The sequence below is a fragment of the Enterobacter sp. SST3 genome, from assembly GCF_000286655.1.
Lineage (GTDB): Bacteria > Pseudomonadota > Gammaproteobacteria > Enterobacterales > Enterobacteriaceae > Enterobacter > Enterobacter roggenkampii.
On record NZ_ALNS01000015.1, the window covers coordinates 19517 to 44351 of the forward strand.

Sequence of the window (24835 nt, forward strand, 5' to 3'; positions counted from 1 at the left end):
CTACCGCGCACCTGTTTAGCGGAAGTGGGCGGTTTATGGAGGATGTGTGGAGCAAGGGCTCAGATCATTCTCATAATGAGGTACAGCGGTGCTCCACCAAAAAAAATGATCAAATAACATTCATAGTAAAAGATCAGATCCTCAATATCGGGCATCGCGTTTAACAGCACGGTGAACGTAATAATGAGATAAACAAAAATCACCATCAGCCAGAAGGCGATGATAAGAAGCTCAATGAACGCGCCGGCTTTATTTTGTATGACCAGAGAAACCACTGACAATGCGATGCAGCCATAGATAAGGGGTGAAGAGAGCAGCGTCGAGGCGACTTTCTCATCCATTCTGTGTACCAGCACCAGCCAGGCATAAAGTAATCCCCACGACAGCAGCAGAAACAGGGAATATATACCCAGTTTTTTAGGAGAAAAATATTTAGAAAGTTCCATGTTCATTATTTCAGCCAACTTCATAAAATCTTTAAGAAACAGTGGTAATTTGCAGCGCGCAATGCACAACGCGTTATGCCTCATTAGCGATTTTGAACGGACATTGTCGAGTCTTTATTGACTGAATGTGTAGGCTGTGTGGAGAAATAACCGGGCATTTAAATCAACCGGGAAATTTTCGTGACTACGGCACTTTTTCCCGGAGGCTGTGTCTTATTGTGCTCAAGATATCTGATAGCGTGCTTAAAGGGATTTCACCCGCGGAGATAATATGAACAAAAATACGCTTATCCTTGTTGTTGAAGATGAAGACGAAATCGCCGATATACTGATGAGCTACTTAGAGCGTTCGGGAATGAAAACGCTCAGGGCCAGGCAGGGCGAGCAGGCGATAACGCTCAATCGCCTCCATAAACCGGATCTCATCTTGCTGGACATTCACCTGCCCGTGTGTGACGGCTGGAGCGTGCTTACCACGCTTCGCCATGAAAGCGCTGTCCCCGTCATTATGGTTTCCGCTCTCGATCAGGACGTCGATAAACTTATGGGTCTGAGGCTCGGCGCGGATGATTACGTCATCAAACCCTTCAACCCTTCGGAAGTTGTCGCGCGGGTTGAGGCGGTGCTGCGTAGAACAAAGCCTGCGCTTCAGCAGGCGGGGGCCCTGCCGCTCAGAACGCCATTCATTACGGTCTATCCGGATGATTTCTACGTGGAGGTTACTGCGGGGCCTGAGGTTATCTCCCCGGTCTTAACGACGACCGAATTTAAGTTGCTTTCTTACCTGGTGCGGTATCCGCGCAAGGTCTGTTCCCGTGAAGAGTTGCTCAACGCGTGTTTGCCGGAAGGCGATACGCTCGACAGAACCGTCGACAGCCATATGAGCAAGCTGCGAAAAAAACTGGAGCTGGCCGGTCTTTATGGCGTTCCCGAGAGCATCAGGGGCATGGGTTACCGGCTTGGGGAAAAGAAATGAATAAAGAGTCTGTCCTGAGTCGTCAGATCTTAACGTATATGCTGTTGCTGACGTTTACGATAATTGCCATCGCCATACTGGGCTCCTGGTTTTTTTACTCCTTTATTCTGGATCATCTTCCCGGCGGCCCTGCTGCGGGCGATGACGAGCAGATGACGATGTGGGACTGGGTATGGATTGGGACCGCGACAACGATCAGCCTGATCATTGCCGTATTCTTTACGGTCAAACTTTCATCGCGAATACTCACCCCGCTAAACGCGGTCGCGTCCAGCCTGAAAAAAATTTCTCAGGGCGATCTGGACGCCAGGGCATTCTGTGCCAGTTCCCGGCTGGGAGAGATCAATCACCTGGTTACGGATTTCAATGAAATGGCAGAAAAGCTGCAAACGCTGGATATCCAGCGGAAATCCTGGAATGCTGCGATTGCGCATGAACTGAGAACCCCGGTCACCATTTTACGCGGAAGGCTTCAGGGGCTGGTTGACGGGGTGTTTACCCCGGACCCGGTGCTGTTTACTAACCTCCTCAAACAGACGGAAGGATTAACCCGTCTGATTGAAGATCTCCGGGTTATCAGTTCGGATGGCGGGGCAGGATACACGTTATACCAGGCCAGAACGGATCTGAAAGGGACAATACAGGACGCGCTCGATACCTTCATGCCCGAGTTCAACCGTAAGGCATTTACCGTCCATACTGAACTGAGGGAGCTGCAGTGCGTATTCGATCCCTTACGCATCAATCAGTGTCTGACCGTTTTATTTGACAATGCCTTACATTATTCAACTTCGCGCAAGCTCACGGTAAAAAATGGTGTTTCGGATAAAGGCAATTTTATCCTGATTCAGGATGGGGGGCCGGGTATTCCCAGGGAGTTTCATGACTTCCTGTTTCAGCCCTTTCAGCGCGATAACGGTGCCAGACAGTTGAACCCGGAAGGCTGTGGTTTGGGCTTGTCGGTGGTAAAAGCCATCATGCTGGCGCATGGTGGCGATGTTACCTATACCTTATCAACGCAAAACCACTCGATATTTAAACTCACCTGGCCCGACTCGTGAGCGTCAGCGGCAGGTCAAATGTGCCTGCCGGCGGTAAATGCCATATTTTTCCTAGCTTATCATCCCATTCCTGCGGGGTAATCGACAGTTTACCGCGTCTCGGGCTTAAGGTTATTTCACTGAAATAGATTTCATCTTTTTTTAGCATGAGGTCAACGCGGCAGTAGTCAATACCATCCGCCAGCTCCTGGGATGCCAGCAACGCTTGTCGGAACAAGGCCGGTTCGCCTGGCGCCAACGGTGTATTCGGATATTCCATCTGAAAGGGTTGTAAGTTCCAGTACCTGTCGTAAACGTTGATGAAACCTTTGCCGCTATCATCCGTAAAATCCGCTTCAACATAGTGGGCAACGCCATGAAAGCAATGGAACCTTAGCATTTCGGGCGCTGTGTTCCTGTCTGCATCATCGAAGAGATCGACAAACGGTTCGCAAAGTATTTTTGGCGTAATGTTTTTGTACTGCCATTCGCGCGTGGTGTAGTACATATTTTTCTTTAACGCGAGACTGAGTTTTTTACACGCTTCCCTGATGTTAAATTGCGCTTTGTTCGTACATATTATTGTGCTGCCACTGTCATGGTTGCACTTAAGGACAAATTTTTCAGGGAGCGTCGAAAAATCAATCTGGGACACCTTACTGTAGACGCCAAGTAATGGCACCGTTTTCGCACGCGTTGTTCTGGAGATTACGTATTCCCGAACGGCGAGTTTATCGGCAAGCAGGGTATAGACGTTATTGTGGTCATAGACCAGACGATGACATATTTTTTCACTCAACGTCGTGGGGGATTTAATGTCAGGGTGCTTCCCCGATTTTTTCTTGAGCCTCACAGTATGAAAGTACAGGTCCGTCATTAAAAATGAACGACATTTTCTGATGAGGTACTCGGTATATTTGAGAACGTAAGTGGCGTTGTTCATTTCTTCTCCTCCGTAATGTCCGGATATTCTGGAGAAGAACTGTTGATGTATTTTGCTGAGAATATGGAGCAGCTATGGAGATGAAAAAGTTAAGGATTAAACAGCGTGTTAAGGCTATCTAATCCTTATTATGCGGTGCAACGTTTGTTTACCGATCTTTGCGCCACGCATCGGCCGTCAATGCTTCACCGAAATGCCCGGCTATCAGCCGTTTTGTCAGCTCGTGAAGCGGGGAGGCCATCACATCCGCCGTGCTGCCGCGTTCGACCACTTCACCCTGGTGCATAACCATCACCTGATCGCTGATGTGCTTCATCATCCCCAGATGCTGGGTGACGTAGATATACGAGATGCCCTGTTTTTCCTGCAACTCCAGCATCAGGTTAATCAGCTGTGAACGCATCGACATATCCAGCGAGGCAAGCGCTTCGTCAGCAATGATCACTTTCGGGCGCAAAATCAACGCACGCGCCAGACCCAGACGCTGTTTCTGGCCGGGTGCCAGCATGTGTGGGTAGTAGCTTTCGTGATCCGGTAACAGCCCAACCATGCGCAGGGTTTCGAAGATACGCTTGCGGCGCGCCTCGGGCTCCAGGTCGGTGTTCAGACGCAGCGGAAAATCGAGGATCTGCGAAATGCGCTGGCGCGGGTTGAGCGAGGTCGACGGATCCTGGAAGATCATGCGGATGCGCTGGCTGCGGAAAGAGTAATCCCCGAACGTGAGAGGGTGATCGTCAATCAATACTTCCCCAGCCGTAGGTTCAACCATGCCGGCGAGCATTTTCGCCAGGGTGGATTTCCCGGAACCGTTCTCGCCGATGATTGCCAGGGTCTGTTTTTCACGCAGGGTAAAGCTGAGCGGTTTTACCGCGTCGACAGTTTGACGATGAAACAGCCCCGTGCGGTAGCGAAAGGTCTTACTCAGGTTGCGGACTTCCAGCAAGGTTTCGACCATTTCACTCTCTCTCCATGTTCAGCGGGAAATGACAGGCGTAAAGATGATTTTTGGCCCCGGTCAGGCGTGGCGTCTCGATACATTTACGCTGAGCATACGGACAACGCGGCCCCAGACGACAGCCTATCGGCAACGATTCCAGCAGCGGAATCGCCCCGGGGAGGGTATTCAGGCGGCTCTTATGCGGCATGGCGCTGCCAAAATCGGGAATAGCGCGGATTAGCGCCTGCGTATACGGGTGGTGCGGCGCGGTGATCAGGTCTTCACTCGGCGCGGTTTCGACCGTTTGTCCGCAGTACATCACGTCAATTTTATCCGCCCATTTGCTGAGCATTTGCAGGTCATGGCTGATCAGCAAAATGGTGGTGTTGTTGTTCTGGTTAAGACGCGACAGCAGGCGGAAAATTTGCGCCTGCGTGGTGGGCTCCATCGCGTTCGTCGGTTCATCCGCAATCAGCAAACGCGGCTGATTGGCCAGCGCGATGGCAATCATCACTTTCTGACATTCACCGTCGGTCAGCTCATACGGGAAGCTGCGCATCGCATCTTTGTGATCTTTAATCCCGACGCGGTGTAAAAGCTCAATGGCGCGACGCTTGCGCCAGCCCACGCGTTGCCACCAGCGGCCTTTATAGGTCCAGCCGGGGATGTTCTGCATCAGCTGTTTGCCCACGCGCTCGGACGGGTCGAGACAGGACTGCGGCTCCTGGAAAATCATGGAGACGTTGTGCCCGACCAGCTTACGCCGCTCGCGGGGAGAGAGGCGCAGCAGGTCGATATCATCAAACCGCATACGGTCTGCGGTGACGCGCCAGTTATCTTTCGCCACGCCGCAGATGGCTTTGGCGATCAGGCTTTTGCCTGAGCCGGATTCACCCACCAGCCCGCGGATTTCACCCTCCGCGAGGGTGATGCTGATGCGATCGACGGCTTTGACCCAGCCTTCACCGGTTTTGAATTCAATGGTGAGGTTGCGAATATCAAGAAGCGGCATTATTGCACCCCCGCGTTAATTGCACGGCGAATACCGTCGCCCAGCAGGTTGATCAGCAGCACGCTCACCATAATGGCCGCACCCGGCAGCATAACCGTCCACGGAGCCACGTAAATTAACTCCAGCGCGTCACCGAGCATCGCGCCCCATTCAGGCGACGGCAGCTGCGCGCCGAGGTCGAGGAAGCCGAGCGCCGCGATGTCCAGAATCGCCATCGACAGGGCGCGGGTGATCTCGGTGACCAGCCCGGACGCGATGTTAGGCAGCACGGCAAACCACAGGATATTGAAGGTGGTCGCGCCGTCCAGACGCGCAGCGACGACATACTCTTTTTCCAGCTCGTCATGCACCATGCTGTAAACCGAGCGCACGATGCGGGGCAGGATAGCCAGCCAGACGGCGAACATGGCATGCGACAGGTGCGGACCGGCAAAGGCAACCACAACGATCGCCAGCAGCAGAGACGGAATCGACAGCAGCGTATCCAGAATGTGGTTAAGCACCGCCGAGCGCAGGCCATGCGTGGATCCCGCAAAAATACCCAGCGCCAGCCCGCAGATCGTGGCCGCGAACGTCACCACAAACGCGCCGCCCACCGTCGGGGCTGCACCGCTCAGCAGGCGGCTCAACACGTCACGTCCGAGGTCGTCCGTTCCCAGGAAGAAGGAGACCTCTCCGTAGCGGGACCAGGACGGCGGCAGCAGCTGATAGCCAAGGAACTGCTGGTCAATGCCATAAGGCGCAAACCAGGATCCAAAGACACAGAGCAACACCAGACCGGCGCAGCCATAAAGGCCGATCATTGCCGTGGTATCACCATAGAATTTACGCCACACGGTACGCAGCACACCGGGCGTGCGCTTTTCACTGTATACGTTATCGTAGGGCATACCATTCCTTATGCTTCAATGGGTTGGCCATGGCACCCAGAATATCGGACAACACGTTAACAATAATCACCAGCGAACCAATCACCATCACCCCTGCGGAAATCGCGGCGTAGTCCTGCTGGCGGATAGCGTTAATCAGCCACCGCCCGAGGCCAGGCCAGCTAAAGACCATCTCGGTGATCATGGCCAGCGTGAGCATGGTGGAGAACTGTAATCCCAGACGCGGAATAACCGGCGGAAGGGCGTTGTGCAGGACGTTGCGGCGCAGGATGGTCAGGCGCGACAGTCCGCGCGTGGCGGCGGCTTTGACATAGTTCTGGTCAAACACCTCAATGGTGCTCAGGCGCATCAGGCGGATCACTTCGGTTGTTGGCGCAACCGCCAGCGTCAGTACCGGCAGCACCATATGGCGCAGAGCGCTGACGATCATCTCATGCCGCCACACGGAATCAGACAGCCACGCGTCGATAATGGCAAAGCCCGTCACCGATTTAACCGTATAGAGCAGGTCAAAACGGCCAGAAACCGGGAGCCAGCCCATTGTCAGCGAGAAGAAAAGCGTCAGCAGCAGCGCCAGCCAGAAGACCGGGATGGAGAAGCCAAGCAGGGCGAGGGCGCTGATAAACTTATCCTGCCATTTGTTGCGATATATCCCGGCCAGCATGCCCACGGGGATCCCGACCATCAGGGCAAACCCGAAGGCCAGAATGCACAGCTCCATCGTGGCCGGGAAAACCTCTTTCAACTGCTCAGAAATAAGCTGCCCGTTAATGCTGGATACGCCGAAATCCCAGTGCAGCAGCCCGTTAAACCAGAAGAGCCAGGCATCCCACAGCGACGATCCCTGGAGCGGGGCGTGGGGCGTGAAATAACTCAGGCTAAAGCCGACAAAGTTGAGGAAAAAGAGCGTCACCAGCAGCAACAGGAGCCGACGCAAGGTAAAAATAATCATGGTTTTTTCACCTCTTGTTCTTTTTCACGCGATACGCCGGCGAACGAGGCGTTGCCGAACGGGCTCAGCACCAGGCCTTTAATATCATAGCGATACGCCTGAAGGCGCAGGGAAGAGGCCAGCGGCAGCACCGGGAGTTCCTGGGCTAAGATCTTCTGCGCTTCATCATAGGCGTCGATGCGCGAGGCCAGCTGTTGGGAAGCCAGCGCTTTTTGCAGCACGGCGTCAAACTCCCGGTTACACCAGTGGGCGTAGTTGGTCTGCGAGTTTATCGCCGCACAGCTCAGCAGCGGCCGGAAGAAGCTGTCCGGGTCGTTGCTGTCGGTGGCCCAGCCGGTGAGGGTTAAATCATGATTCATGTCCATCAGGCGCGCCTCCTGGAAACGGCCCTCTACCGGTACGATGATCACTTTTACGCCCACCTGCGCCATATCCGCCTGCAGCAGTTCGGCGGTCTTGAGCGGGCTCGGGTTCCACGCCTGGGAGCTGGTGGGCACCCAAAGCTGCAGCGTGAGGTTTTCTGCGCCCAGCGCTTTCAGCTGTTCACGTGCTTTTGCCGGATTGTATTCCGTAATTTTAGCCTCACCGTCGTAGGCCCACGAGGCGCGCGGTAAAATTGAGGCGGCGGTTTCCGCCGTACCGTAATAAATCGACTGCATCAGGCGCTGGTTGTTGATGGCCAGCGCAAGGGCGTGACGAACGGCAGGGTTATTCAACGGCGGCTTATCGGTGTTAAAGGCCAGATACGCGATGTTCATCCCCGGGCGTAGCGTCAGACGCAGGCGCGGATCGTCGCGCAAAATCGTGAGCTGGCTGGCCGCGGGCCAGGCAAGCACGTCACATTCCCCGGTGAGCAGTTTTGACAGACGTCCCGTTCCGCCAGAGCCGAGATCGACCACCACCTGCGGCATCAGCGGCGTACCGCGCCAGAAGTGTTCGTGGCGCTGCAGACGAATATATTGCCCGGCGCGGTATTCGGCCAGCTGGAACGGACCGGTGCCGACCGGCTGACGATCGAGCAGTTCCTGACGATCTTTTTTCGTCAGCTTCGCCGCGTATTCGGCCGACATGACGGACGCATAGTGGGTTGCCAGATGCCACAGGAATGAGGCATCCGGGCGCGTCAGCGTAAATTCAACCGTGCGGTTATCCAGCTTGCGCACGCTTTTCACGGTGTCGGCAAACTGCAGGCTGTCGAAATAGGGGAAATTGCTGCCGTTAACGTTATGCCACGGGTGATTGCGGTTGAAGATACGCTGGAAGGTGAAGACCACGTCATCCGCATTCAGCTTGCGCGAGGGGGTAAACCACGGCGTACGCTGAAACGCGACATCATCGCGCAGGTGAAAACGGTAGGTTGCGCCGTTATCCAGCACTTCCCAGCTTTCCGCAAGCTCGGGCACGAGACGGTAAGTGTACGGGTCTACATCAAGCAGACGATCGTAAAGCTGCGCGGCAAGGGTATCCACAATCAGGCCGCTGCCCGCTTTTTGCGGGTTGAAAGTATCCACCTGGCCGCTTACGCAATAGACGAAGCCGCTGTCACGAATGTCAGGCTGCGGCGTTTGCCCGGGCGCGGCAAAGGCCTGGCTGCTAAACAGACCAAGTGCAAAAAAGGACGATAAAACCAGACGCATAATTTTTAAGGTATTAAATATGAAGTGGCTATCCTACTAATTTTAAACGACATTATCCAGTATCGTTTAAGCCTGAGGGCATAATGGGGGCAGTAACGTTTGCAGTCGGTCACTCAGCGTCACAACCCGATGCACGTTCATACCTGCAATCCACTTTGAATATACCTCATGGACTATCTTAGCATTTTCGTGGCGTATCTGACTCGCTATAAACGAAGGATTTAACCCGGCAGACAGGGTTTCGCAAAGTCGGCCGGTATAGTTACGTCTTCGCTGGGTAAAATGACAGGAATGCAGGGTACATTCCAGGTGCGATATCATTTTAATTCTAATATGTGTCTGATATATTATGATTTTTTACTAAAGTAAAACAAATTATGGCATTCAGACTACCCGCCAAACGCGAAGTGTTTGCATGCTTTTGCCTGGGATTATGGTTTTACGGGATGTGTCGGCTTGACATCTATACAAGCGATGCGTACTTGATAGAACCAGGTTCTGTTTATTGGCCAATTATCTTGATTTCAGTCGCTATAGGTGCCTTTGCATCATGGCGCGTTTCGTCACGCGTCAAAAGCAAAGAGGGTAAACTGGAGCGCGTTAAGTTTTTCCTGGCTTGTTTTGTGTTTGTAGTGGGTGTCGTATCTTTCACACTCTGGGAAAGCACTGAAGCAATCATCGTTTCAAGTGCAACGCAAACAGTTAGCGGAACTTACCCTTTCAGGATGAACTACCCAGGACCTTCATGCGGAAAACATTGCCGTTGCAAGGCTGGGGTTGTGTATTATGACGAATTCTTAAAGCGTGAAATTGAATTCTGCCAGTGGGATGACGCTTCGTCTTTTTTCTACACAGACTCTATTCGTGTGGTCAAAAAAGTCAATGCTCACGGCGGTAAAATAATAAGCCATGAGGCAATTCACTAATTCAAAAGAGTGTCCTGAGATAGCTACATAATGAATAATAAGAGTGCCCAGAAGCAAGCGCATCACTGGAATAGTGAGCTTAGTGTCTTGAAAATAAAGTTTTTTTGATCAAGTGAAATGATGCCGACAGCTAAAAGTAACGAACCACCGCTCGCCATGGTTAAAAGGTTAAAATAGAATTTCCAGGGGTGTTTAGAGCAATAAACATAATACTTCTCATAGGTTCCGTTGAGCCAGCCAATAAAAACTCCTGTCCTCAGAGCTTTACTTGTATGCCAGATGTAGAAAATACCGCCTAAGCAGAATGCGAGAGAAATCAAAAAATCTAAAATAGCCATCTTAATAATATCCTTATTCTTCTTGATTCATCTATTGCTTTTTTTTCATAAAATAAGTGAATTTTAAAGTGATAGACACTGTCATCGCATTTGATGCTTTTTGAGCAATGCCCTTAACTGATGGTAGGTCAGACCCAGCAGTTCAGCCGCCCGTTTCTGGTTGTATTTCGCCATCTTCAGGCTTTGCTCCATCAGCTGTTTCTCCTGGTCGTGCTGGAACTGGCGCAAATCAAGGGGAAGAGCAGGGGCGTCGCCTGGAGATGCTGGTGGGGGCAAGGACGGGGCGCTGCGCTGAAAAGGATCGATAATGATGTTGTCCAGCTCCGTCTCGCTGCTGCCGTGGCGATAGACGGAACGCTCCACGACGTTTTTCAGCTCGCGGATATTGCCCGGCCAGTGGTACGCGAGCAGCGTCTCCCGTGCATAATCGCTGAAGCCGGGGAACAGCGGCAGTCCGAGCTCACGGCACATCTGAATCGCAAACTGGTCTGCAAGCAGCATAATGTCGCTTATTCGCTCGCGCAGCGGAGGAAGCTGCACGACGTCAAAGGCCAGGCGGTCAAGCAGGTCGGCACGGAATGTTTCCTCCGCCACCCTCTCCGGCAGGTTGGCATTCGTGGCGCACACCAGGCGCACGTTCACCTGGAGCGGCTGGCTACCGCCGACGCGCTCCAGCTCGCCGTACTCAATCACGCGCAGCAGTTTCTCCTGCACCAGCATGGGCGCGGTGGCCAGCTCATCAAGAAACAGCGTACCGCCGTCGGCGCGCTCAAACCGTCCCGGATGGCGCTTCTGGGCGCCGGTAAACGCGCCCGCTTCATGGCCGAAGAGCTCGGTATCAAGCAGGTTTTCATTCAGCGCCGCGCAGTTAAGGGAAATGAAGGGGCCGTCCCAGCGCCCGGATAAGTAGTGCAGACGGTTGGCGATGAGTTCCTTACCCGTACCCCGCTCGCCGATAATCAGCACCGGTTTGTTGAGCGGCGCCAGGCGAGACACCTGTTCCAGCACCTCAAGAAAACTGTTTGCTTCGCCGAGTAAATTGTCTTTGTATCCGGGCATGATGAAATTAACCACTCCTTAGCGATATTCACCAGGTAAGAATAATTCTTTACTGCATAAAAATCAATCAGTTCTTGTTAAATCAATAAGATAAAAAGTTGGCATGAGATTTGTATTATCTGTACAGCAGGGCTTCGCCCGATAACAGAACTATGAGGAGTCAATTATGGGTATTTTTTCTCGTTTTGCCGACATCGTGAACGCCAACATCAACTCACTGCTGGAGAAAGCGGAAGATCCGCAGAAGCTGGTGCGTCTGATGATTCAGGAGATGGAAGACACGCTGGTTGAAGTCCGCTCTACCTCCGCCCGCGCGCTGGCTGAGAAAAAACAGCTTACGCGTCGTATTGAACAGGCCACCGTTCAACTGAACGAATGGCAGGAAAAAGCAGAACTCGCGCTGCGCAAAGACAAAGAGGATCTGGCCCGTGCGGCGCTGATCGAAAAACAGAAGCTGGCAGAGTTGGTCGCGACGCTCGAGCATGAAGTGACCCTGGTGGATGACACGCTCACCCGCATGAAGAAAGAGATTGGCGAGCTGGAAAACAAGCTGAGCGAAACCCGCGCGCGTCAGCAGGCGCTGACCCTGCGTCACCAGGCGGCAAGCTCCTCCCGCGACGTGCGTCGTCAGCTTGACAGCGGTAAGCTGGATGAAGCGATGGCCCGTTTTGAATCGTTTGAGCGTCGTATCGACCAGATGGAAGCGGAAGCCGAAAGCCACGGCATCGGTAAGCAGAAGTCCCTGGATCAACAGTTCGCTGACCTCAAGGCCGATGATGAAATCAGCGAGCAGCTGGCGGCACTGAAAGCCAAAATGAAGCAAGACAACCAATAATAATGCCTGCGGCACCTGAACGTGCCGCATCGTAAGACAAGGAGTACACATGAGCGCGCTTTTTCTGGCTATTCCCCTGACGATTTTCGTGCTGTTCGTTTTGCCGATTTGGTTATGGCTGCACTACAGCAACCGTTCCTCACGGGGCGAACTTTCCCAGAGTGAACAACAGCGTCTGATACAGCTCTCCGATGAGGCGAACAAAATGCGTGAACGCATTCAGGCGCTGGAAGCCATTCTGGATGCTGAACATCCAAACTGGAGGGACCGTTAATGTCTGGACTGAATCTGAACAAAAAGCTGTGGCGAATTCCACAGCAGGGCATGGTGCGTGGCGTCTGCGCCGGGCTGGCTCACTATCTTGACGTCCCGGTTAAGCTGGTACGCGTGGTGACGGTGCTGTCGATCTTCTTCGGTCTGGCATTTATTACCCTGGTTGCGTACATCGTGTTGTCGTTTGTGCTTGACCCGATGCCGGAAGGAGAACTGGCGGCGGAAGGCGCTCCCACCAGCAGCGATCTCCTCAATGCTGTGGATGCGCAACTCGCCGCCGGTGAGAAGCGGTTACGGGAAATGGAACGTTATGTCACATCCGATACCTTTACGCTGAGAAGTCGTTTCCGTCAGCTTTAAGAGAGAAAAGAGATGAAACAACACTGGCAACAGGCCGGTCAGAAGGTAAAACCCGGCCTGAAAATCGCAGGTAAGCTGGTCCTGATGACCGCGTTACGTTTTGGTCCGGCCGGCGTGGCGGGGTGGGCGATTAAATCGGTTGCCCGCAAGCCGGTCAGAATGGTACTGGCCGTGGCGCTCGAACCGCTGTTGCAAAAGGTGGCGAAACGGCTGTCACGCCGCTACTTATCCCAGTAGTTTCCGCTCGCAGCAGCCCTTTCTCTTCCAGGAGAGGGGCTGGCGATGATTACCCGCACTTCATCATTTCACCTGCTTTCTTTGCGGCAGCTCACAATATTGCGCTGAGCTGCTTTGCAATCGCATTTTTCTCCTGCCCGCTCCGTTGACAGATATTTTTCATGGGAGTAGATTGCCACTCAGTGGGACCGCTACCATGGAAAATCAAGTGAACGAAAAAATTAAAGCACTCATTAATCTTGTTTATGGAAAAACGTTTTCTGAAGCACATCTTCATATGCTGCTGGAAAATATTGAAAAGGCCGCCTCTGTTATTACTGAAAGGCGTAAAATGGGCTGGGATGAAAAAGATATCGTTCTGATAACCTATGCCGATCAGTTTTCCGCGAAAGGGGAGAAAGCACTCCCTGTTTTTACACGTTTTTATAACAAATGGCTTTCGCATTCTTTTTCTCATGTCCATCTTTTGCCTTTTTATCCGTGGTCTTCGGACGATGGATTTTCTGTAATTGATTATCATGAAGTTGCGCCTGAAACGGGAACATGGCGAGACGTTGCTGAATTAAAACAATCAACCAGTTTGATGTTTGATTTCGTCTGCAATCATATGTCGGCCAAAAGTGCCTGGTTTGCTAATTATCTGAAGCAAATGCCGGGATATGATGATTTCTTCATTTCTGTCGATCCCGAGACAGATTTATCCGCGGTGACGCGTCCGCGCGCCTTACCGCTTCTCACGCCTTTCACACTTCATGATGGCAGCGTGCGACATCTGTGGACCACCTTCAGTGAGGACCAGATCGATCTCAACTTCGCCTCTCCGCAGGTACTGATTGCGATGGTCGACGTGCTGCTGCATTACCTTATTGAAGGGGCGCGGTATATTCGACTGGATGCCGTAGGATTCATGTGGAAAATACCGGGAACGCGCTGCATTCACCTTGAGCAAACCCACCAGCTCATCCAGCTTTTCCGCGCCATTACCGAGGCGGTTGCCCCCGGCACGGTGATTATCACCGAGACGAACGTTCCGCATAAAGATAACGTCTCTTACTTCGGTAACGGCGAAAATGAAGCGCAGATGGTTTATCAGTTCTCGTTGCCTCCGCTGGTGCTACATGCGGTGCACAGCCAGGATGTCAGCACGCTGAGCCAGTGGGCTGCGTCGCTGGCGTTGCCTTCCACCAAAACCACCTGGTTCAACTTCCTGGCCTCGCATGACGGCATTGGTCTTAACCCATTGCGCGGAATTTTACCGGAGTCGGAGATCCTCTCGCTTGTAGAAAAGCTCCAGACCGAAGGTGCGTTGGTTAACTGGAAAAATAACCCGGATGGCACACGAAGCCCGTATGAAATTAACGTGACCTATCTTGATGCCTTAAGTACGCGAGAAAGTCATGATAGCGAACGCATTGCCCGGTTTATTCTGGCCCACGCTGTCCTGTTAAGCTTCCCCGGCGTGCCTGCAGTTTATATTCAGAGTATTCTCGGCTCCCGTAATGATTATGATGGCGTAGAGCGTCTTGGATATAACCGTGCGATAAATCGTGAGAAATATGCCGCGGGTCAAATTGATTGCGCGCTTGAAGATAAAAATAGTCTCCGTTATCAGGTTTACAGTGCGTTAAGTCAGTTAATCGTATTGCGCCGGGCGGAAAAAGCATTCCATCCTGACAGTGATGCTTATTTTAGTACGTCAGGGAAGCATGTTTTAAAAATTGTCCGCGTGGCGGATTGTGGTGAGAAAATAACAGCGCTGTTTAATTTCAGTGATAATTCTCAAACGATTGAGTCCGATATTCACTCGGGAAGGGAATTGATTAGCGGAAAAGATATTACCGACACGACTCTGATCCTAAATCCATGGCAGGTATTGTGGATTAAAGAAAACTAAAAAGGACCTTAAACATGAAAATACCCAGAATTGTGCTGATATCAGCACTGGTTTCGTGCGCCCTGTTATCAGGTTGTAAGGATGACAAAGCGTCCTCTGTCACCATTGAGTTTATGCACTCGTCGGTAGAGCAGGAGCGTCAGGCCGTTATTACGAAACTGATCGAAAAATTCGAGAAAGAGAACCCGGGCATCACGATAAAACAGGTACCGGTAGAAGAGGATGCCTACAACACCAAGGTGATTACGCTGGCGCGAACCGGCGCGCTGCCTGAAGTGATTGAGGTCAGCCATGACTATGCAAAAGTGATGGATAAAGAACAGCTTCTGGATCGTGACGCAATCGCTGAAGCAATTAAGGCGGTGGGGGAAAACACCTTCTATGACGGCATCTTGCGCGTTGTTCGCACGTAAGATGGCGCAGCCTGGACGGGCGTGCCGATCAGCGCCTGGCTCTCCGGCGTGTGGTACCACAAAGATGTGCTGGCCGCGGCGGGCATTGAGGAGCCGCATAACTGGGAACAGCTTCTTCAAGCCAGCCAGCGCCTGAACGACCCGGCTAAAAAACATTACGGCATCGCGTTACCGACTGCGGAAAGCGTGATGACCGAACAGTCGTTCTCTCAGTTTGCCCTTTCCGGTGGCGCGAACGTGTTTGATGCAAAAGGGAATGTCGACATCGATACCCCGGAAATGGCCAAAGCGCTGGCGTTTTATAAAGCGCTGGCTGCGACCACCATGCCGGGTTCGAACGATGTTATGGAGATCAAAGACGCCTTCATGAACGGTTCTGCGCCGATGGCGGTTTACTCCACCTACATCCTGCCCGCCGTCTACAAGGACGGAAACCCTGCCAACCTGGGCTTCGTTGTCCCGACTGAAAACTCTTCGGCGGTGTACGGCATGATCACCTCGCTGACGATCACCACCGGACAAACCGAAGAGGAGACCAAAGCGGCCGAGAAGTTTGTTACCTGGATGGAACAGGCTCAAAACGCGACGGACTGGGTCATGATGTCGCCGGGCGCGGCGCTGCCGGTAAACAAAGGGGTGGTGGGCACGGATACCTGGAAAAACAACGACGTGATTAAAGCGTTTGGGCAGTTGCCATATGAGCTGATCGCACAGTTCCCGAACGTGCAGGTGTTTGGCGCGGTTGGGGATAAAAACTTCACCCGCATGGGCGACGTGACGGGCTCCGGCATTATCAGCTCCATGGTGCATAACGTCACGGTGGGGCAGAAGGAACTTAACACAACGTTAAGCAGCAGCCAGAAGCGACTGACTGATCTCATTACACAACGATAGGAGCGCTCTGCGGAAGGAAATTATGAAGACGTTGTTTTCTGGTCGTTCAGATATGCCTTTCGCCATGCTGCTGTTGGCCCCCAGCCTGATTCTGCTGGGGGGCCTGGTGGCCTGGCCAATGATTTCCAATATTGAAATCAGTTTTTTACGCTTGCCGCTCAATCCGCGCATTAGCGCCGTGTTTGTCGGCCTGGACAATTACATTCGCATCCTCGGCGATGCCGCTTTCTGGCACTCGCTGTGGATGACCTTCTGGTACACCGCGCTGGTGGTGATTGGCAGCACGGTGCTGGGGCTGGCCGTGGCCATCTTCTTTAATCGCGAGTTTCGCCTGCGTAAGACGGCACGTTCACTGGTGATTTTATCCTACGTCACGCCGTCTATTTCGCTGGTGTTTGCCTGGAAATACATGTTCAACAACGGCTACGGCATTGTGAACTATCTGGGCGTAGACCTGTTGCATCTGTATGACCAGGCGCCGCTGTGGTTCGACAACCCGAACAGCAGCTTCGTACTGGTGGTGCTGTTCGCGATCTGGCGTTACTTCCCGTACGCGTTTATCTCGTTCCTGGCGATTTTACAGACGATTGATAAATCCCTGTATGAAGCGGCGGAAATGGACGGCGCGAATGCCTGGCAACGTTTTCGGATCGTCACGCTGCCCGCGATTATGCCGGTGCTGGCCACGGTGGTCACGCTTCGCACCATCTGGATGTTCTACATGTTTGCTGACGTCTACCTGCTGACCACGAAGGTCGATATTCTGGGCGTCTATCTCTACAAAACCGCATTCGCTTTCAACGACTTGGGTAAAGCAGCGGCCATCTCCGTGGTGCTGTTCGTGATCATCTTCGCTGTGATTCTGCTGACCAGAAAAAGGGTGAACCTCAATGGCAACAAATAAACGCGTACTGAGCCGTATTGGTTTTTATCTCGGGCTGGCGGTATTTCTGATCATCACGCTCTTCCCGTTCTTCGTGATGCTGATGACGTCATTCAAGAGCGCCAAAGAGGCGATCTCGCTCCACCCGACCATTCTGCCGCAGGCGTGGACGCTGCAGCATTACATCGACATCTTTAACCCGCTGATCTTCCCGTTTGTGGATTACTTCCGAAACAGCATGGTGGTGTCGCTGACCTCATCGGTGATTGCCGTGTTTCTCGGTACGCTGGGCGCTTACGCCTTGTCCAAGCTGCGTTTTAAGGGACGCACGACGATCAACGCGAGTTTTTACACCGTCTACATGTTCTCCGGCATCTTGCTGGTGGTGCCGTTGTTCAAAATCATCACCGCGCTTGGGATCTACGACACCGAGCTGGCGCTGATTATCACCATGGTGACGCAGACGTTACCGACGGCGGTGTTCATGCTGCGCAGCTACTTCGACACCATCCCGGACGAAATAGAAGAAGCCGCAATGATGGACGGCCTTAACCGCCTGCAAATTATCTTCCGTATTACCGTACCGCTGGCGATATCCGGGCTCGTATCGGTGTTTGTCTACTGCTTCATGGTGGCGTGGAACGACTATCTGTTTGCGTCCATTTTCCTGTCCAGCGCCAGCAACTTCACCTTGCCGGTCGGGCTGAATACGCTCTTTAGCACACCCGATTATATCTGGGGTCGCATGATGGCGGCATCTCTGGTGACGGCACTTCCGGTGGTCATCATGTACGCCCTGTCTGAACGTTTTATTAAAAGTGGTTTGACCGCCGGTGGCGTGAAGGGCTGAGGCGGCCAATTTTAACAAGGAGTTAATCATGAAAAAATTAGTTGCGACAGCGCCACGCGTGGCGGCGCTGGTGGAATATGAAGATCGTGCTGTGGAAGCACATGAAGTGAAAATTCGTGCCCGCTTTGGTGCCCCGAAGCACGGCACTGAAGTGGTCGATTTCCGCGCCGCAAGCCCGTTTATCGATGAAGAGTTCAACGCGGAGTGGCAGATGTTCACGCCGCGTGAAGAGGGCGCAGCGCGCGGAATCGAGTTCGGTAAGTTCCAGCTGGGCAACATGATTGTTGGCGACATTATTGAATGCGGTGCGGACGTCACGGAATACCAGGCTGGCGATCGCGTCTGCTGCTACGGTCCGCTGCAGGAGACGGTTATCGTGAATGCCGTCAACAACTACAAGCTGCGCAAAATGCCGCAGGGCGCATCCTGGAAGAACGCCGTCTGCTACGATCCGGCACAGTTTGCCATGAGCGGCGTGCGTGATGCCAACGTCCGCGTGGGCGACTTTGTTGTCGTGGTCGGCCTGGGAGCCATCGGACAGATTGCGATTCAGCTGGCGAAAAAAGCTGGCGCGTCAGTTGTTATCGGCGTTGATCCGATCGAACACCGCTGCGAGATCGCCCGTCGTCACGGTGCGGACTACTGCCTGAACCCAATCGGCACAGACGTTGGTCTGGAAATTAAAAAGCTGACCGGAAAGCAGGGCGCAGACGTGATCATCGAGACCAGCGGCTTTGCCGATGCGCTGCAGTCCGCGCTGCGCGGCCTCGCCTACGGCGGCACCATCTCCTACGTTGCGTTCGCTAAACCGTTCTCAGCAGGCTTTAACCTGGGGCGTGAAGCGCATTTCAACAACGCGAAGATTGTCTTCTCCCGCGCCTGCAGTGAGCCAAACCCGGATTACCCGCGCTGGAGCCGCAAGCGTATTGAAGAGACCTGCTGGGAACTGCTGATGAACGGTTATCTGAATTGTGAAGATCTGATCGACCCGGTTGTGACCTTCACCACCAGCGCTGAAAGCTACATGAAATATGTGGATCAACATCCGGAACTGAGCATCAAAATGGGCGTCACTTTTTAAGCTAAGGAAAGCAACTCATGAAAATCGCAACACAAAATCAGGCCTTTTTCCCGTCCAACATCCTGGAAAAATTCGAGTACATCAAGGCGATGGGTTTTGATGGCTATGAGATTGACGGCAAGCTGCTGGTGGAAAATCTCGCCGAGGTGAAAGCGGCGATTAAGGCCACCGGCCTGCCGGTCACGACCGCCTGCGGCGGATACGATGGCTGGATTGGTGACTTTATCGAAGAGCGTCGTCTGAACGGTTTAGCGCAGATTGAACGCATTCTGGAAGCCCTGGCCGAAGTGGGCGGCAAGGGCATTATCGTGCCTGCAGCCTGGGGAATGTTTACCTTCCGTTTGCCGCCGATGACCTCTCCACGCAGTCTGGAAGGCGACCGCAAAGCGGTGAGTGCATCGCTGCGCTGGCTGGATGAGGTGGCCGCGCGCACCGGAACCACCGTCTACCTGGAGCCGCTGAACCGCTATCAGGATCATATGATCAACACCCTGGCTGACGCACGTCGCTATATCGAAGAGAACGGCCTCAAGCACGTGCAGATCATCGGCGATTTCTATCATATGAACATTGAAGAAGATTCGCTGACGGAGGCGCTGCATCAGCACAGCGATCTGCTGGGCCATGTGCACATCGCCGATAATCACCGTTATCAGCCGGGAAGCGGTAGCCTCGATTTTGCCAGCCTGTTCAATCAGCTGCGTGCGGATAATTACCAGGGCTATGTGGTATACGAGTGCCGCGTACGCGCTGAGGACCCCGCTCAGGCTTACCGGGATTCACTCACTTATTTACGCGAATGCTAAGGATGACGAGCGTGATGAGTGCTTCAACAACGTCGCCACTGCGCGTCGCCATCATTGGCGCCGGGCAGGTTGCGGACAAAGTGCATGCCTCGTATTACGCCACGCGCAGTGATGTTCAGATGGTGGCTGTCATGGACAGCCGCCTCGAACAGGCACAGGCTTTTGCGGAGCGCCATGCCATACCGTCGGCGTGGCAGGACGCGTGCGCCATGCTGGAGGCGGTTAAGCCGGACGTGGTGAGCGTTTGTTCGCCAAACCGATTCCATTTTGAGCATGTGATGGCAGCGCTGGAGGCCGGCTGTCATGTGATGTGCGAAAAACCGCCTGCCATGACGCCGCAAGAGGCCGACGAGATGCGGATCGCTGCCCGCAAGGCGGGCAAAGTGCTGGCATATGACTTCCATCACCGCTTTGCGCTCGATACGCAACTGCTGCGCGAGGCCGTGATGAACGGAACGCTGGGCGAAATCTACTTCACCTCGGCGCAGGCGCTGCGGCGCTGCGGCGTGCCGGGCTGGGGCGTCTTCACCAATAAAGCGCTGCAGGGCGGTGGGCCGCTGATTGACATTGGTATTCACATGCTGGATGCCGCGATGTACGTGCTGGGTTTCCCGGCGGTCAAAAGGGTCACGGCGCACGGTTTCCAGAGGCTGGGAATCCGGAAAAGCAGCGGCCAGTTTGGCGAGTGGGATCCTGCTCAGTTTACGGTGGAAGATGCCCTGTTTGGCACCATCGAATTCTGCAACGGCGGCATTTTGCGTCTGGACACCTCGTTTGCGCTGAATATCCGCGAGCAGTCGATCATGAATGTCGCGTTTTGCGGTGAAAAAGCGGGGGCGACGCTTTTCCCGGCACATATTTATCAGGATGACGCCGGGGCGTTACAGACCCTGATTCAGCGTGAAGAGGCTGACGATCAGCGCCATTTACGCAGCATGGAGGCCTTTGTCCGCCACGTGCAGGGAGAGCCCGTAATGATTGCAGATGCTGAACAGGGGCTGGTGATTCAGCAGCTTGTCGCGGCGCTTTATCAGTCGGCAGAAACAGGAGAAAGCGTAACATTATGCTGAGCGTGTCTGTATTAACCGATCCGGGCTTTTGTCCGCACAGTCTGAATAAGTACGCGTCCATTATGGCATGCGGTAACGGCTACATGGGCATTCGCGCTGCGCATGAAGAAGATTACACCCAGCAAACCCGAGGGATGTATCTTGCGGGCTTGTATCACCAGGCGGGACGTAATGAGACCACTGAGCTGATCAATTTGCCCGATATCACCGGTATCGAGGTTCAGCTGGACGGGGTGAATTTTACCCTTCTGTCCGGGGACATTCTTGAGTGGCAGCGCGAGCTGGCGTTTGCCACCGGCGAGCTGCATCGCCGCGTTGTGTGGCGCTCGCCCAACGGAAAGCGCTATCGCCTGGAGAGTCGTCGTTTTGTCTCTCTGGATCAGCTGCCGCTTGTGGCCATGCAGCTTGCGATCACCCCGCTTGACGCAGCCTCGCAGGTGGTGATGAAAACCGGTATTGATGCAACACAAACCAATACCGGCCGTCAGCATCTGGATGAAATTTCTGTCAGGGTATTCGACCAGCACTATATGCAGGGTGTGTATGAAACACAGGACCGGGCCTCTGACGTTGTCATCTCGGCTTTTTGTCAGCTATCAGCCGACAGCGAAAGCTGCTTTACCGCTAAAAATCGTCGGCTCTCTGCTCACTATTCCCTGACGATACCGCAGGGTGACACTGTCACGCTTGATAAGTTGGTCTGGGTGGCCCATCGCAGCGATAAAGCCCTGTCGCAGGAATCTTTCGCGCGCAGCGTGCTGGCGGATCTCAAGGTTTGTGCGGCAAGAGGTTATGCCTCGCTGCTGGAGAGTTCAGCCTGCGCATGGGAAGACGTATGGCGTGACGCCCGGGTAGAAGTGGCTTCTGCAGCTCCTGACGATCAGATGGCGCTGGACTATGCCGTCTGGCATCTGACCACCATGACGCCAGCCCATGATGAGCGGAGCAGTATTGCCGCTAAGGGCTTGACCGGCGAGGGGTATAAAGGCCATGTCTTCTGGGACACCGAAATATTCATGCTGCCTTTCCATCTTTTCACTCGTCCGCAGGTGGCCCGCAGTCTGCTGCGCTATCGCTGGCTGAACCTGGCCGGGGCCCGGGAAAAAGCCCGCCGCAACGGCTGGCCGGGCGCGCTGTTCCCGTGGGAGAGCGCCGCAAGCGGCAAAGAGGAGACGCCGGAGTTTGCAGCCATCAACATCCGTACGGGCATGCAGCAGAAAGTGGCCTCCGCCCTGGCCGAACACCACATCGTGGCGGACATTGCCTGGGCCGTTGTGGCCTACTGGCAGGCCACGCGTGATGACGCATTTATGCGCAATGAAGGGCTGACCCTGCTGGTGGAGACGGCAACGTTCTGGATGGGCCGCGCTACGGAGATTAACGGGCGCCTGGAAATTCATGATGTGATTGGGCCGGACGAATACACCGAACATGTGAATAACAACGCCTACACCAACTATCTGGCCTGGTACAACGTGGCCAGCGCATGTCGGTTTATGTCGTTGTTTGAGCGTGAAGATGCCTGCTTCATGGAGAAGGCGACCACCTTCCTGGCCCGCTTGTGGCTGCCGGAAGCCGACGCCGGGGGCGTTATCCCGCAGGACGATTCGTTCATGGCGAAACCGGCGATCGATTTAAGCCGCTATAAAGCCAAAGCGGGTAAGCAGACCATCCTGCTGGATTACTCTCGCGCGGAAGTTAACGAGATGCAGATCCTCAAGCAGGCTGACGTGGTGATGCTTAACTACCTGTTGCCGGAGAAATTTACCCCCGCCCAGTGCGCGGCCAACCTGGCGTTTTACGAGCCACGTACGATCCATGACTCTTCGCTGAGCAAGGCTATTCACGGCATTGTGGCCGCCCGCTGTGGCGATACGGAAGGGGCATACGCCTTCTGGCGCGCTGGCGTGGCTATCGATCTGGGCGACGATCCGCACAGCAGCGATGACGGCATTCATGCCGCTGCCACGGGGGCTATCTGGTCCGGCGTTATTCAGGGGTTTGCCGGCATGCAGATTGTTGAGGGAGAGCTGCATCTTGCGCCGAAGCTACCCGCTCGCTGGCGAAAACTTGCCTTCCCGCTGCGCTGGCAGAACGCTCGCCTGCACTTCGCGTTTGAAAATGACGTTTTAACCATCGAGACCACCGCGCCCGTCACGTTAACCCTGTGGGGAAAAACGGTATGCGTATCGGAGCGGCAGGCACTGTCCCGTAGGGAATTTCTTACGTCTTTTAATGGGACCGCTACCACGGAGGCCAGCCATGAAGCCTGAAGCTGTTGTATTCGATCTTGATGGGGTCATCACCGATACGGCGCATCTCCATTTTCTCGCCTGGCGTTCGGTCGCGCAGGAGATCGGCATCACTATTGATGAGGTGTTTAACGAGGAGCTGAAGGGAATTAGCCGCATGGAATCCCTGCAGCGGATCCTGCGACACGGTGGGAAAGAGGGGGCGTTTGACGACAAACAATGCCTGGCGCTGGCGGGGAAGAAAAATGCGCTCTACGTCGCATCGCTGTCGTCGTTGACCGAGGCGTCGCTGCTGCCGGGCATCCGGGAGGTGCTGGCGGACATTCGGGCGGCGAAGGTCAAAATTGGGCTCGCCTCCGTTTCCCTCAATGCACCTGGAATACTGCATGCCCTGGGTATTCATGACGCCTTTGATTTTTGCGCTGATGCTTCCCGTATCGTCTGTTCAAAACCGGACCCGGAGATCTTCCTCGCCGCGTGTGCAGGCCTGGACGTCTGCCCCGAGGCGGCCATTGGGGTCGAAGATGCGCCCGCGGGCGTGGCGGCGATCAACGCGGCGGGCATGCTGTCGGTCGGGATTGGCTCAGGCCTGGCCCATGCGGGACTACAGCTTCATTCGACGCAGGAACTGACCTGGAAATGCCTGACCGATTTCTGGGCCTCCCGGGCGTATTGATAAGGAATTAAAAATGGCACAACTGTCACTGAAACATATTCAGAAAATTTACGATAACCAGGTCCACGTGGTGAAGGATTTTAACCTCGAAATCGAGGACAAAGAGTTTATCGTTTTTGTCGGCCCGTCCGGTTGCGGTAAATCGACGACGCTGCGCATGATTGCCGGGCTGGAGGAGATTTCCGCCGGTGAACTGGTGATCGACGGCGTTTGTATGAACGATGTGCCCGCCAAATCGCGTGACATCGCCATGGTGTTCCAGAACTATGCGCTTTATCCGCATATGACGGTCTACGACAACATGGCGTTTGGCCTGAAGATGCAGAAAATCGCTCCGGCGGTTATCGAAGAGCGCGTCAACTGGGCCGCACAAATCCTCGGCTTACGGGAGTACCTCAAGCGTAAACCCGGCGCGCTGTCCGGTGGTCAGCGTCAGCGCGTGGCGTTGGGCAGGGCGATAGTGCGGGAAGCGGGCGTGTTCCTGATGGATGAACCGCTCTCCAACCTCGATGCCAAGCTTCGCGTGCAGATGCGGGCTGAAATCAGCAAGCTCCACCAGAAGCTCAATACCACGATGATTTACGTGACCCACGATCAGACGGAAGCCATGACGATGGCGACCCGCATTGTGATCTTAAAAGACGGTATTATTCAGCAGGTCGGTGCACCGAAGCAGGTATACAACGAGCCGGCAAACATGTTTGTCGCGGGGTTCATTGGCTCGCCAGCCATGAACTTTGTTCGTGGTGCCATCGACGACCGCTATTTCGTCACGGAAACGCTGCGCCCGGCGATCCCGGAAGACAAGCTCGCTGCACTGCAAGCCGCTGGATATCAGCGTAAAGCTGTGGTCTTTGGGATCCGCCCGGAAGATATTCTCACCCAGCAGAGTAGCGGTGAAAATATCGCGGCGAAAGTCAGCGTAGCCGAACTGACCGGTGCGGAGTTCATGCTCTACGCCACCGTTGGCGGCCATGAGCTGGTGGTTCGCGCGGGAGCAGCGAATGATTATGCCGCAGGGGATAATATCGGCATCCAGTTCGATATGAATAAGTGCCATTTCTTCGACGCCGATACCGAAGCGGCTATTAGATAAGAAAGGTGTTTGCCGGAAATGCAAATTTCCGGTTTTTTGTTTGTTAATTATAAAGGGAA

25 protein-coding genes and 1 pseudogene are annotated in these 24835 nt (G+C 54.0%); 17 read left to right on the forward strand and 9 right to left on the reverse strand.

What is annotated here, in order from left to right:
- Positions 1-59 precede the first annotated feature (59 nt).
- Complete coding sequence (locus B498_RS11770; protein ID WP_031274911.1) at positions 60-446, reverse strand: hypothetical protein; 387 nt, start codon at positions 444-446, stop codon at positions 60-62.
- Between the two features lie 271 nt (positions 447-717).
- Here B498_RS11770 and B498_RS11765 point away from each other — a divergent pair, with 271 nt between their 5' ends.
- Together B498_RS11765 and B498_RS11760 are read left to right on the forward strand one after the other, a co-directional pair.
- Positions 718-1422 (forward strand): response regulator, encoded by a 705-nt coding sequence (locus B498_RS11765; RefSeq protein ID WP_008501224.1) that lies wholly within the window; start codon positions 718-720, stop codon positions 1420-1422.
- On the forward strand, positions 1419-2483 hold the full coding sequence (locus tag B498_RS11760) for an ATP-binding protein (protein WP_008501225.1): 1065 nt from the start codon (positions 1419-1421) through the stop codon (positions 2481-2483). The genes B498_RS11765 and B498_RS11760 overlap by 4 nt, the downstream gene beginning before the upstream one ends.
- Here the strand turns inward: B498_RS11760 and B498_RS11755 are convergent.
- From B498_RS11755 to sapA, 6 genes are all read right to left on the reverse strand, one after another.
- Entirely contained in the window at positions 2464-3405 is a 942-nt protein-coding gene (locus tag B498_RS11755; protein ID WP_008501226.1) for an ATP-grasp fold amidoligase family protein, read from the reverse strand. The two genes, B498_RS11760 and B498_RS11755, sit on opposite strands and share 20 nt — an antisense overlap.
- Positions 3406-3553: 148 nt before the next feature.
- Positions 3554-4360 (reverse strand): putrescine export ABC transporter ATP-binding protein SapF, encoded by an 807-nt coding sequence (gene sapF, locus B498_RS11750; RefSeq protein WP_008501227.1) that lies wholly within the window; start codon positions 4358-4360, stop codon positions 3554-3556.
- Position 4361: 1 nt separating this feature from the next.
- A complete protein-coding gene (sapD, locus tag B498_RS11745) occupies positions 4362-5354 on the reverse strand; it encodes a putrescine export ABC transporter ATP-binding protein SapD (RefSeq protein ID WP_008501228.1) in 993 nt (330 codons plus the stop codon).
- On the reverse strand, positions 5354-6244 hold the full coding sequence (sapC, locus tag B498_RS11740; protein WP_008501229.1) for a putrescine export ABC transporter permease SapC: 891 nt from the start codon (positions 6242-6244) through the stop codon (positions 5354-5356). Before sapC ends, sapD begins: the two co-directional genes overlap by 1 nt.
- Entirely contained in the window at positions 6231-7196 is a 966-nt protein-coding gene (sapB, locus tag B498_RS11735; RefSeq protein WP_008501230.1) for a putrescine export ABC transporter permease SapB, read from the reverse strand. The genes sapC and sapB overlap by 14 nt, the downstream gene beginning before the upstream one ends.
- Positions 7193-8833, reverse strand: a complete 1641-nt coding sequence (sapA, locus tag B498_RS11730) for an ABC transporter substrate-binding protein SapA (protein ID WP_008501231.1) — start codon at positions 8831-8833, stop codon at positions 7193-7195. Before sapA ends, sapB begins: the two co-directional genes overlap by 4 nt.
- A 377-nt stretch (positions 8834-9210) precedes the next feature.
- On the opposite strand from sapA, the gene B498_RS23105 reads away from it, so the two are divergent.
- Positions 9211-9759 carry a hypothetical protein gene (locus tag B498_RS23105; RefSeq protein WP_008501232.1) on the forward strand — a complete coding sequence of 183 codons (549 nt, stop codon included), beginning with the start codon at positions 9211-9213 and terminating at the stop codon, positions 9757-9759.
- Between the two features lie 62 nt (positions 9760-9821).
- Here the strand turns inward: B498_RS23105 and B498_RS11725 are convergent, their stop codons facing one another.
- Entirely contained in the window at positions 9822-10097 is a 276-nt protein-coding gene (locus B498_RS11725; protein WP_008501233.1) for a hypothetical protein, read from the reverse strand.
- Positions 10098-10178: 81 nt separating this feature from the next.
- Entirely contained in the window at positions 10179-11171 is a 993-nt protein-coding gene (gene pspF, locus B498_RS11720; protein ID WP_192812205.1) for a phage shock protein operon transcriptional activator, read from the reverse strand.
- Positions 11172-11322: 151 nt separating this feature from the next.
- Between pspF and pspA the strand changes: the two genes are divergently transcribed.
- The 14 genes and pseudogenes from pspA (at position 11323) to B498_RS11655 (ending at position 24776) form a co-directional block, all read left to right on the forward strand.
- Positions 11323-11991, forward strand: a complete 669-nt coding sequence (pspA, locus tag B498_RS11715) for a phage shock protein PspA (protein ID WP_008501235.1) — start codon at positions 11323-11325, stop codon at positions 11989-11991.
- A gap of 49 nt (positions 11992-12040) precedes the next feature.
- Positions 12041-12265 carry an envelope stress response membrane protein PspB gene (gene pspB / locus B498_RS11710; RefSeq protein ID WP_008501236.1) on the forward strand — a complete coding sequence of 75 codons (225 nt, stop codon included), beginning with the start codon at positions 12041-12043 and terminating at the stop codon, positions 12263-12265.
- Positions 12265-12624: an envelope stress response membrane protein PspC gene (gene pspC, locus B498_RS11705; protein WP_008501237.1), complete on the forward strand. Its 360-nt coding sequence runs from the start codon at positions 12265-12267 to the stop codon at positions 12622-12624. The genes pspB and pspC overlap by 1 nt, the downstream gene beginning before the upstream one ends.
- A gap of 12 nt (positions 12625-12636) precedes the next feature.
- Positions 12637-12861 (forward strand): phage shock protein PspD, encoded by a 225-nt coding sequence (pspD, locus tag B498_RS11700; RefSeq protein ID WP_008501238.1) that lies wholly within the window; start codon positions 12637-12639, stop codon positions 12859-12861.
- A 196-nt stretch (positions 12862-13057) separates the two neighbouring features.
- On the forward strand, positions 13058-14755 hold the full coding sequence (locus B498_RS11695; RefSeq protein WP_008501239.1) for a sugar phosphorylase: 1698 nt from the start codon (positions 13058-13060) through the stop codon (positions 14753-14755).
- A gap of 14 nt (positions 14756-14769) precedes the next feature.
- Positions 14770-16062, forward strand: a pseudogene (locus B498_RS0121440) (ABC transporter substrate-binding protein).
- A gap of 22 nt (positions 16063-16084) precedes the next feature.
- Positions 16085-16966 (forward strand): carbohydrate ABC transporter permease, encoded by an 882-nt coding sequence (locus tag B498_RS11690; protein ID WP_008501242.1) that lies wholly within the window; start codon positions 16085-16087, stop codon positions 16964-16966.
- Complete coding sequence (locus B498_RS11685; RefSeq protein WP_008501243.1) at positions 16953-17795, forward strand: carbohydrate ABC transporter permease; 843 nt, start codon at positions 16953-16955, stop codon at positions 17793-17795. Before B498_RS11690 ends, B498_RS11685 begins: the two co-directional genes overlap by 14 nt.
- A 28-nt stretch (positions 17796-17823) precedes the next feature.
- On the forward strand, positions 17824-18876 hold the full coding sequence (locus B498_RS11680) for a zinc-dependent alcohol dehydrogenase (RefSeq protein WP_008501244.1): 1053 nt from the start codon (positions 17824-17826) through the stop codon (positions 18874-18876).
- A 17-nt stretch (positions 18877-18893) separates the two neighbouring features.
- Positions 18894-19682, forward strand: coding sequence for a sugar phosphate isomerase/epimerase family protein (locus tag B498_RS11675; protein WP_008501245.1), 789 nt, complete (start codon positions 18894-18896; stop codon positions 19680-19682).
- An 11-nt stretch (positions 19683-19693) separates the two neighbouring features.
- Entirely contained in the window at positions 19694-20752 is a 1059-nt protein-coding gene (locus B498_RS11670; RefSeq protein WP_085930302.1) for a Gfo/Idh/MocA family protein, read from the forward strand.
- Positions 20746-23025, forward strand: a complete 2280-nt coding sequence (locus tag B498_RS11665) for a glycoside hydrolase family 65 protein (protein ID WP_008501247.1) — start codon at positions 20746-20748, stop codon at positions 23023-23025. The genes B498_RS11670 and B498_RS11665 overlap by 7 nt, the downstream gene beginning before the upstream one ends.
- Positions 23015-23680, forward strand: a complete 666-nt coding sequence (pgmB, locus tag B498_RS11660; protein WP_008501248.1) for a beta-phosphoglucomutase — start codon at positions 23015-23017, stop codon at positions 23678-23680. The genes B498_RS11665 and pgmB overlap by 11 nt, the downstream gene beginning before the upstream one ends.
- Positions 23681-23693: 13 nt before the next feature.
- Positions 23694-24776, forward strand: a complete 1083-nt coding sequence (locus tag B498_RS11655; RefSeq protein WP_008501249.1) for an ABC transporter ATP-binding protein — start codon at positions 23694-23696, stop codon at positions 24774-24776.
- Positions 24777-24835: the final 59 nt, after the last annotated feature.

Bases quoted from the DNA above. Each gene is read 5' to 3' on its own strand.
- B498_RS11680 (WP_008501244.1), top strand. From the start codon at position 17,824: ATGAAAAAATTAGTTGCGACAGCGCCACGCGTGGCGGCGCTGGTGGAA.
- pspD (WP_008501238.1), top strand. From the start codon at position 12,637: ATGAAACAACACTGGCAACAGGCCGGTCAGAAGGTAAAACCCGGCCTG.
- sapB (WP_008501230.1), bottom strand. From the start codon at position 7,196: ATGATTATTTTTACCTTGCGTCGGCTCCTGTTGCTGCTGGTGACGCTC.
- sapC (WP_008501229.1), bottom strand. From the start codon at position 6,244: ATGCCCTACGATAACGTATACAGTGAAAAGCGCACGCCCGGTGTGCTG.
- B498_RS11765 (WP_008501224.1), top strand. From the start codon at position 718: ATGAACAAAAATACGCTTATCCTTGTTGTTGAAGATGAAGACGAAATC.
- B498_RS11685 (WP_008501243.1), top strand. From the start codon at position 16,953: ATGGCAACAAATAAACGCGTACTGAGCCGTATTGGTTTTTATCTCGGG.
- pspB (WP_008501236.1), top strand. From the start codon at position 12,041: ATGAGCGCGCTTTTTCTGGCTATTCCCCTGACGATTTTCGTGCTGTTC.
- sapF (WP_008501227.1), bottom strand. From the start codon at position 4,360: ATGGTCGAAACCTTGCTGGAAGTCCGCAACCTGAGTAAGACCTTTCGC.
- pspC (WP_008501237.1), top strand. From the start codon at position 12,265: ATGTCTGGACTGAATCTGAACAAAAAGCTGTGGCGAATTCCACAGCAG.
- B498_RS11655 (WP_008501249.1), top strand. From the start codon at position 23,694: ATGGCACAACTGTCACTGAAACATATTCAGAAAATTTACGATAACCAG.
- B498_RS11725 (WP_008501233.1), bottom strand. From the start codon at position 10,097: ATGGCTATTTTAGATTTTTTGATTTCTCTCGCATTCTGCTTAGGCGGT.
- B498_RS11760 (WP_008501225.1), top strand. From the start codon at position 1,419: ATGAATAAAGAGTCTGTCCTGAGTCGTCAGATCTTAACGTATATGCTG.
- B498_RS11695 (WP_008501239.1), top strand. From the start codon at position 13,058: ATGGAAAATCAAGTGAACGAAAAAATTAAAGCACTCATTAATCTTGTT.
- sapD (WP_008501228.1), bottom strand. From the start codon at position 5,354: ATGCCGCTTCTTGATATTCGCAACCTCACCATTGAATTCAAAACCGGT.
- pgmB (WP_008501248.1), top strand. From the start codon at position 23,015: ATGAAGCCTGAAGCTGTTGTATTCGATCTTGATGGGGTCATCACCGAT.
- B498_RS11690 (WP_008501242.1), top strand. From the start codon at position 16,085: ATGAAGACGTTGTTTTCTGGTCGTTCAGATATGCCTTTCGCCATGCTG.
- B498_RS23105 (WP_008501232.1), top strand. From the start codon at position 9,211: ATGGCATTCAGACTACCCGCCAAACGCGAAGTGTTTGCATGCTTTTGC.
- B498_RS11665 (WP_008501247.1), top strand. From the start codon at position 20,746: ATGCTGAGCGTGTCTGTATTAACCGATCCGGGCTTTTGTCCGCACAGT.
- pspA (WP_008501235.1), top strand. From the start codon at position 11,323: ATGGGTATTTTTTCTCGTTTTGCCGACATCGTGAACGCCAACATCAAC.
- B498_RS11675 (WP_008501245.1), top strand. From the start codon at position 18,894: ATGAAAATCGCAACACAAAATCAGGCCTTTTTCCCGTCCAACATCCTG.
- sapA (WP_008501231.1), bottom strand. From the start codon at position 8,833: ATGCGTCTGGTTTTATCGTCCTTTTTTGCACTTGGTCTGTTTAGCAGC.
- B498_RS11755 (WP_008501226.1), bottom strand. From the start codon at position 3,405: ATGAACAACGCCACTTACGTTCTCAAATATACCGAGTACCTCATCAGA.
- B498_RS11770 (WP_031274911.1), bottom strand. From the start codon at position 446: ATGGAACTTTCTAAATATTTTTCTCCTAAAAAACTGGGTATATATTCC.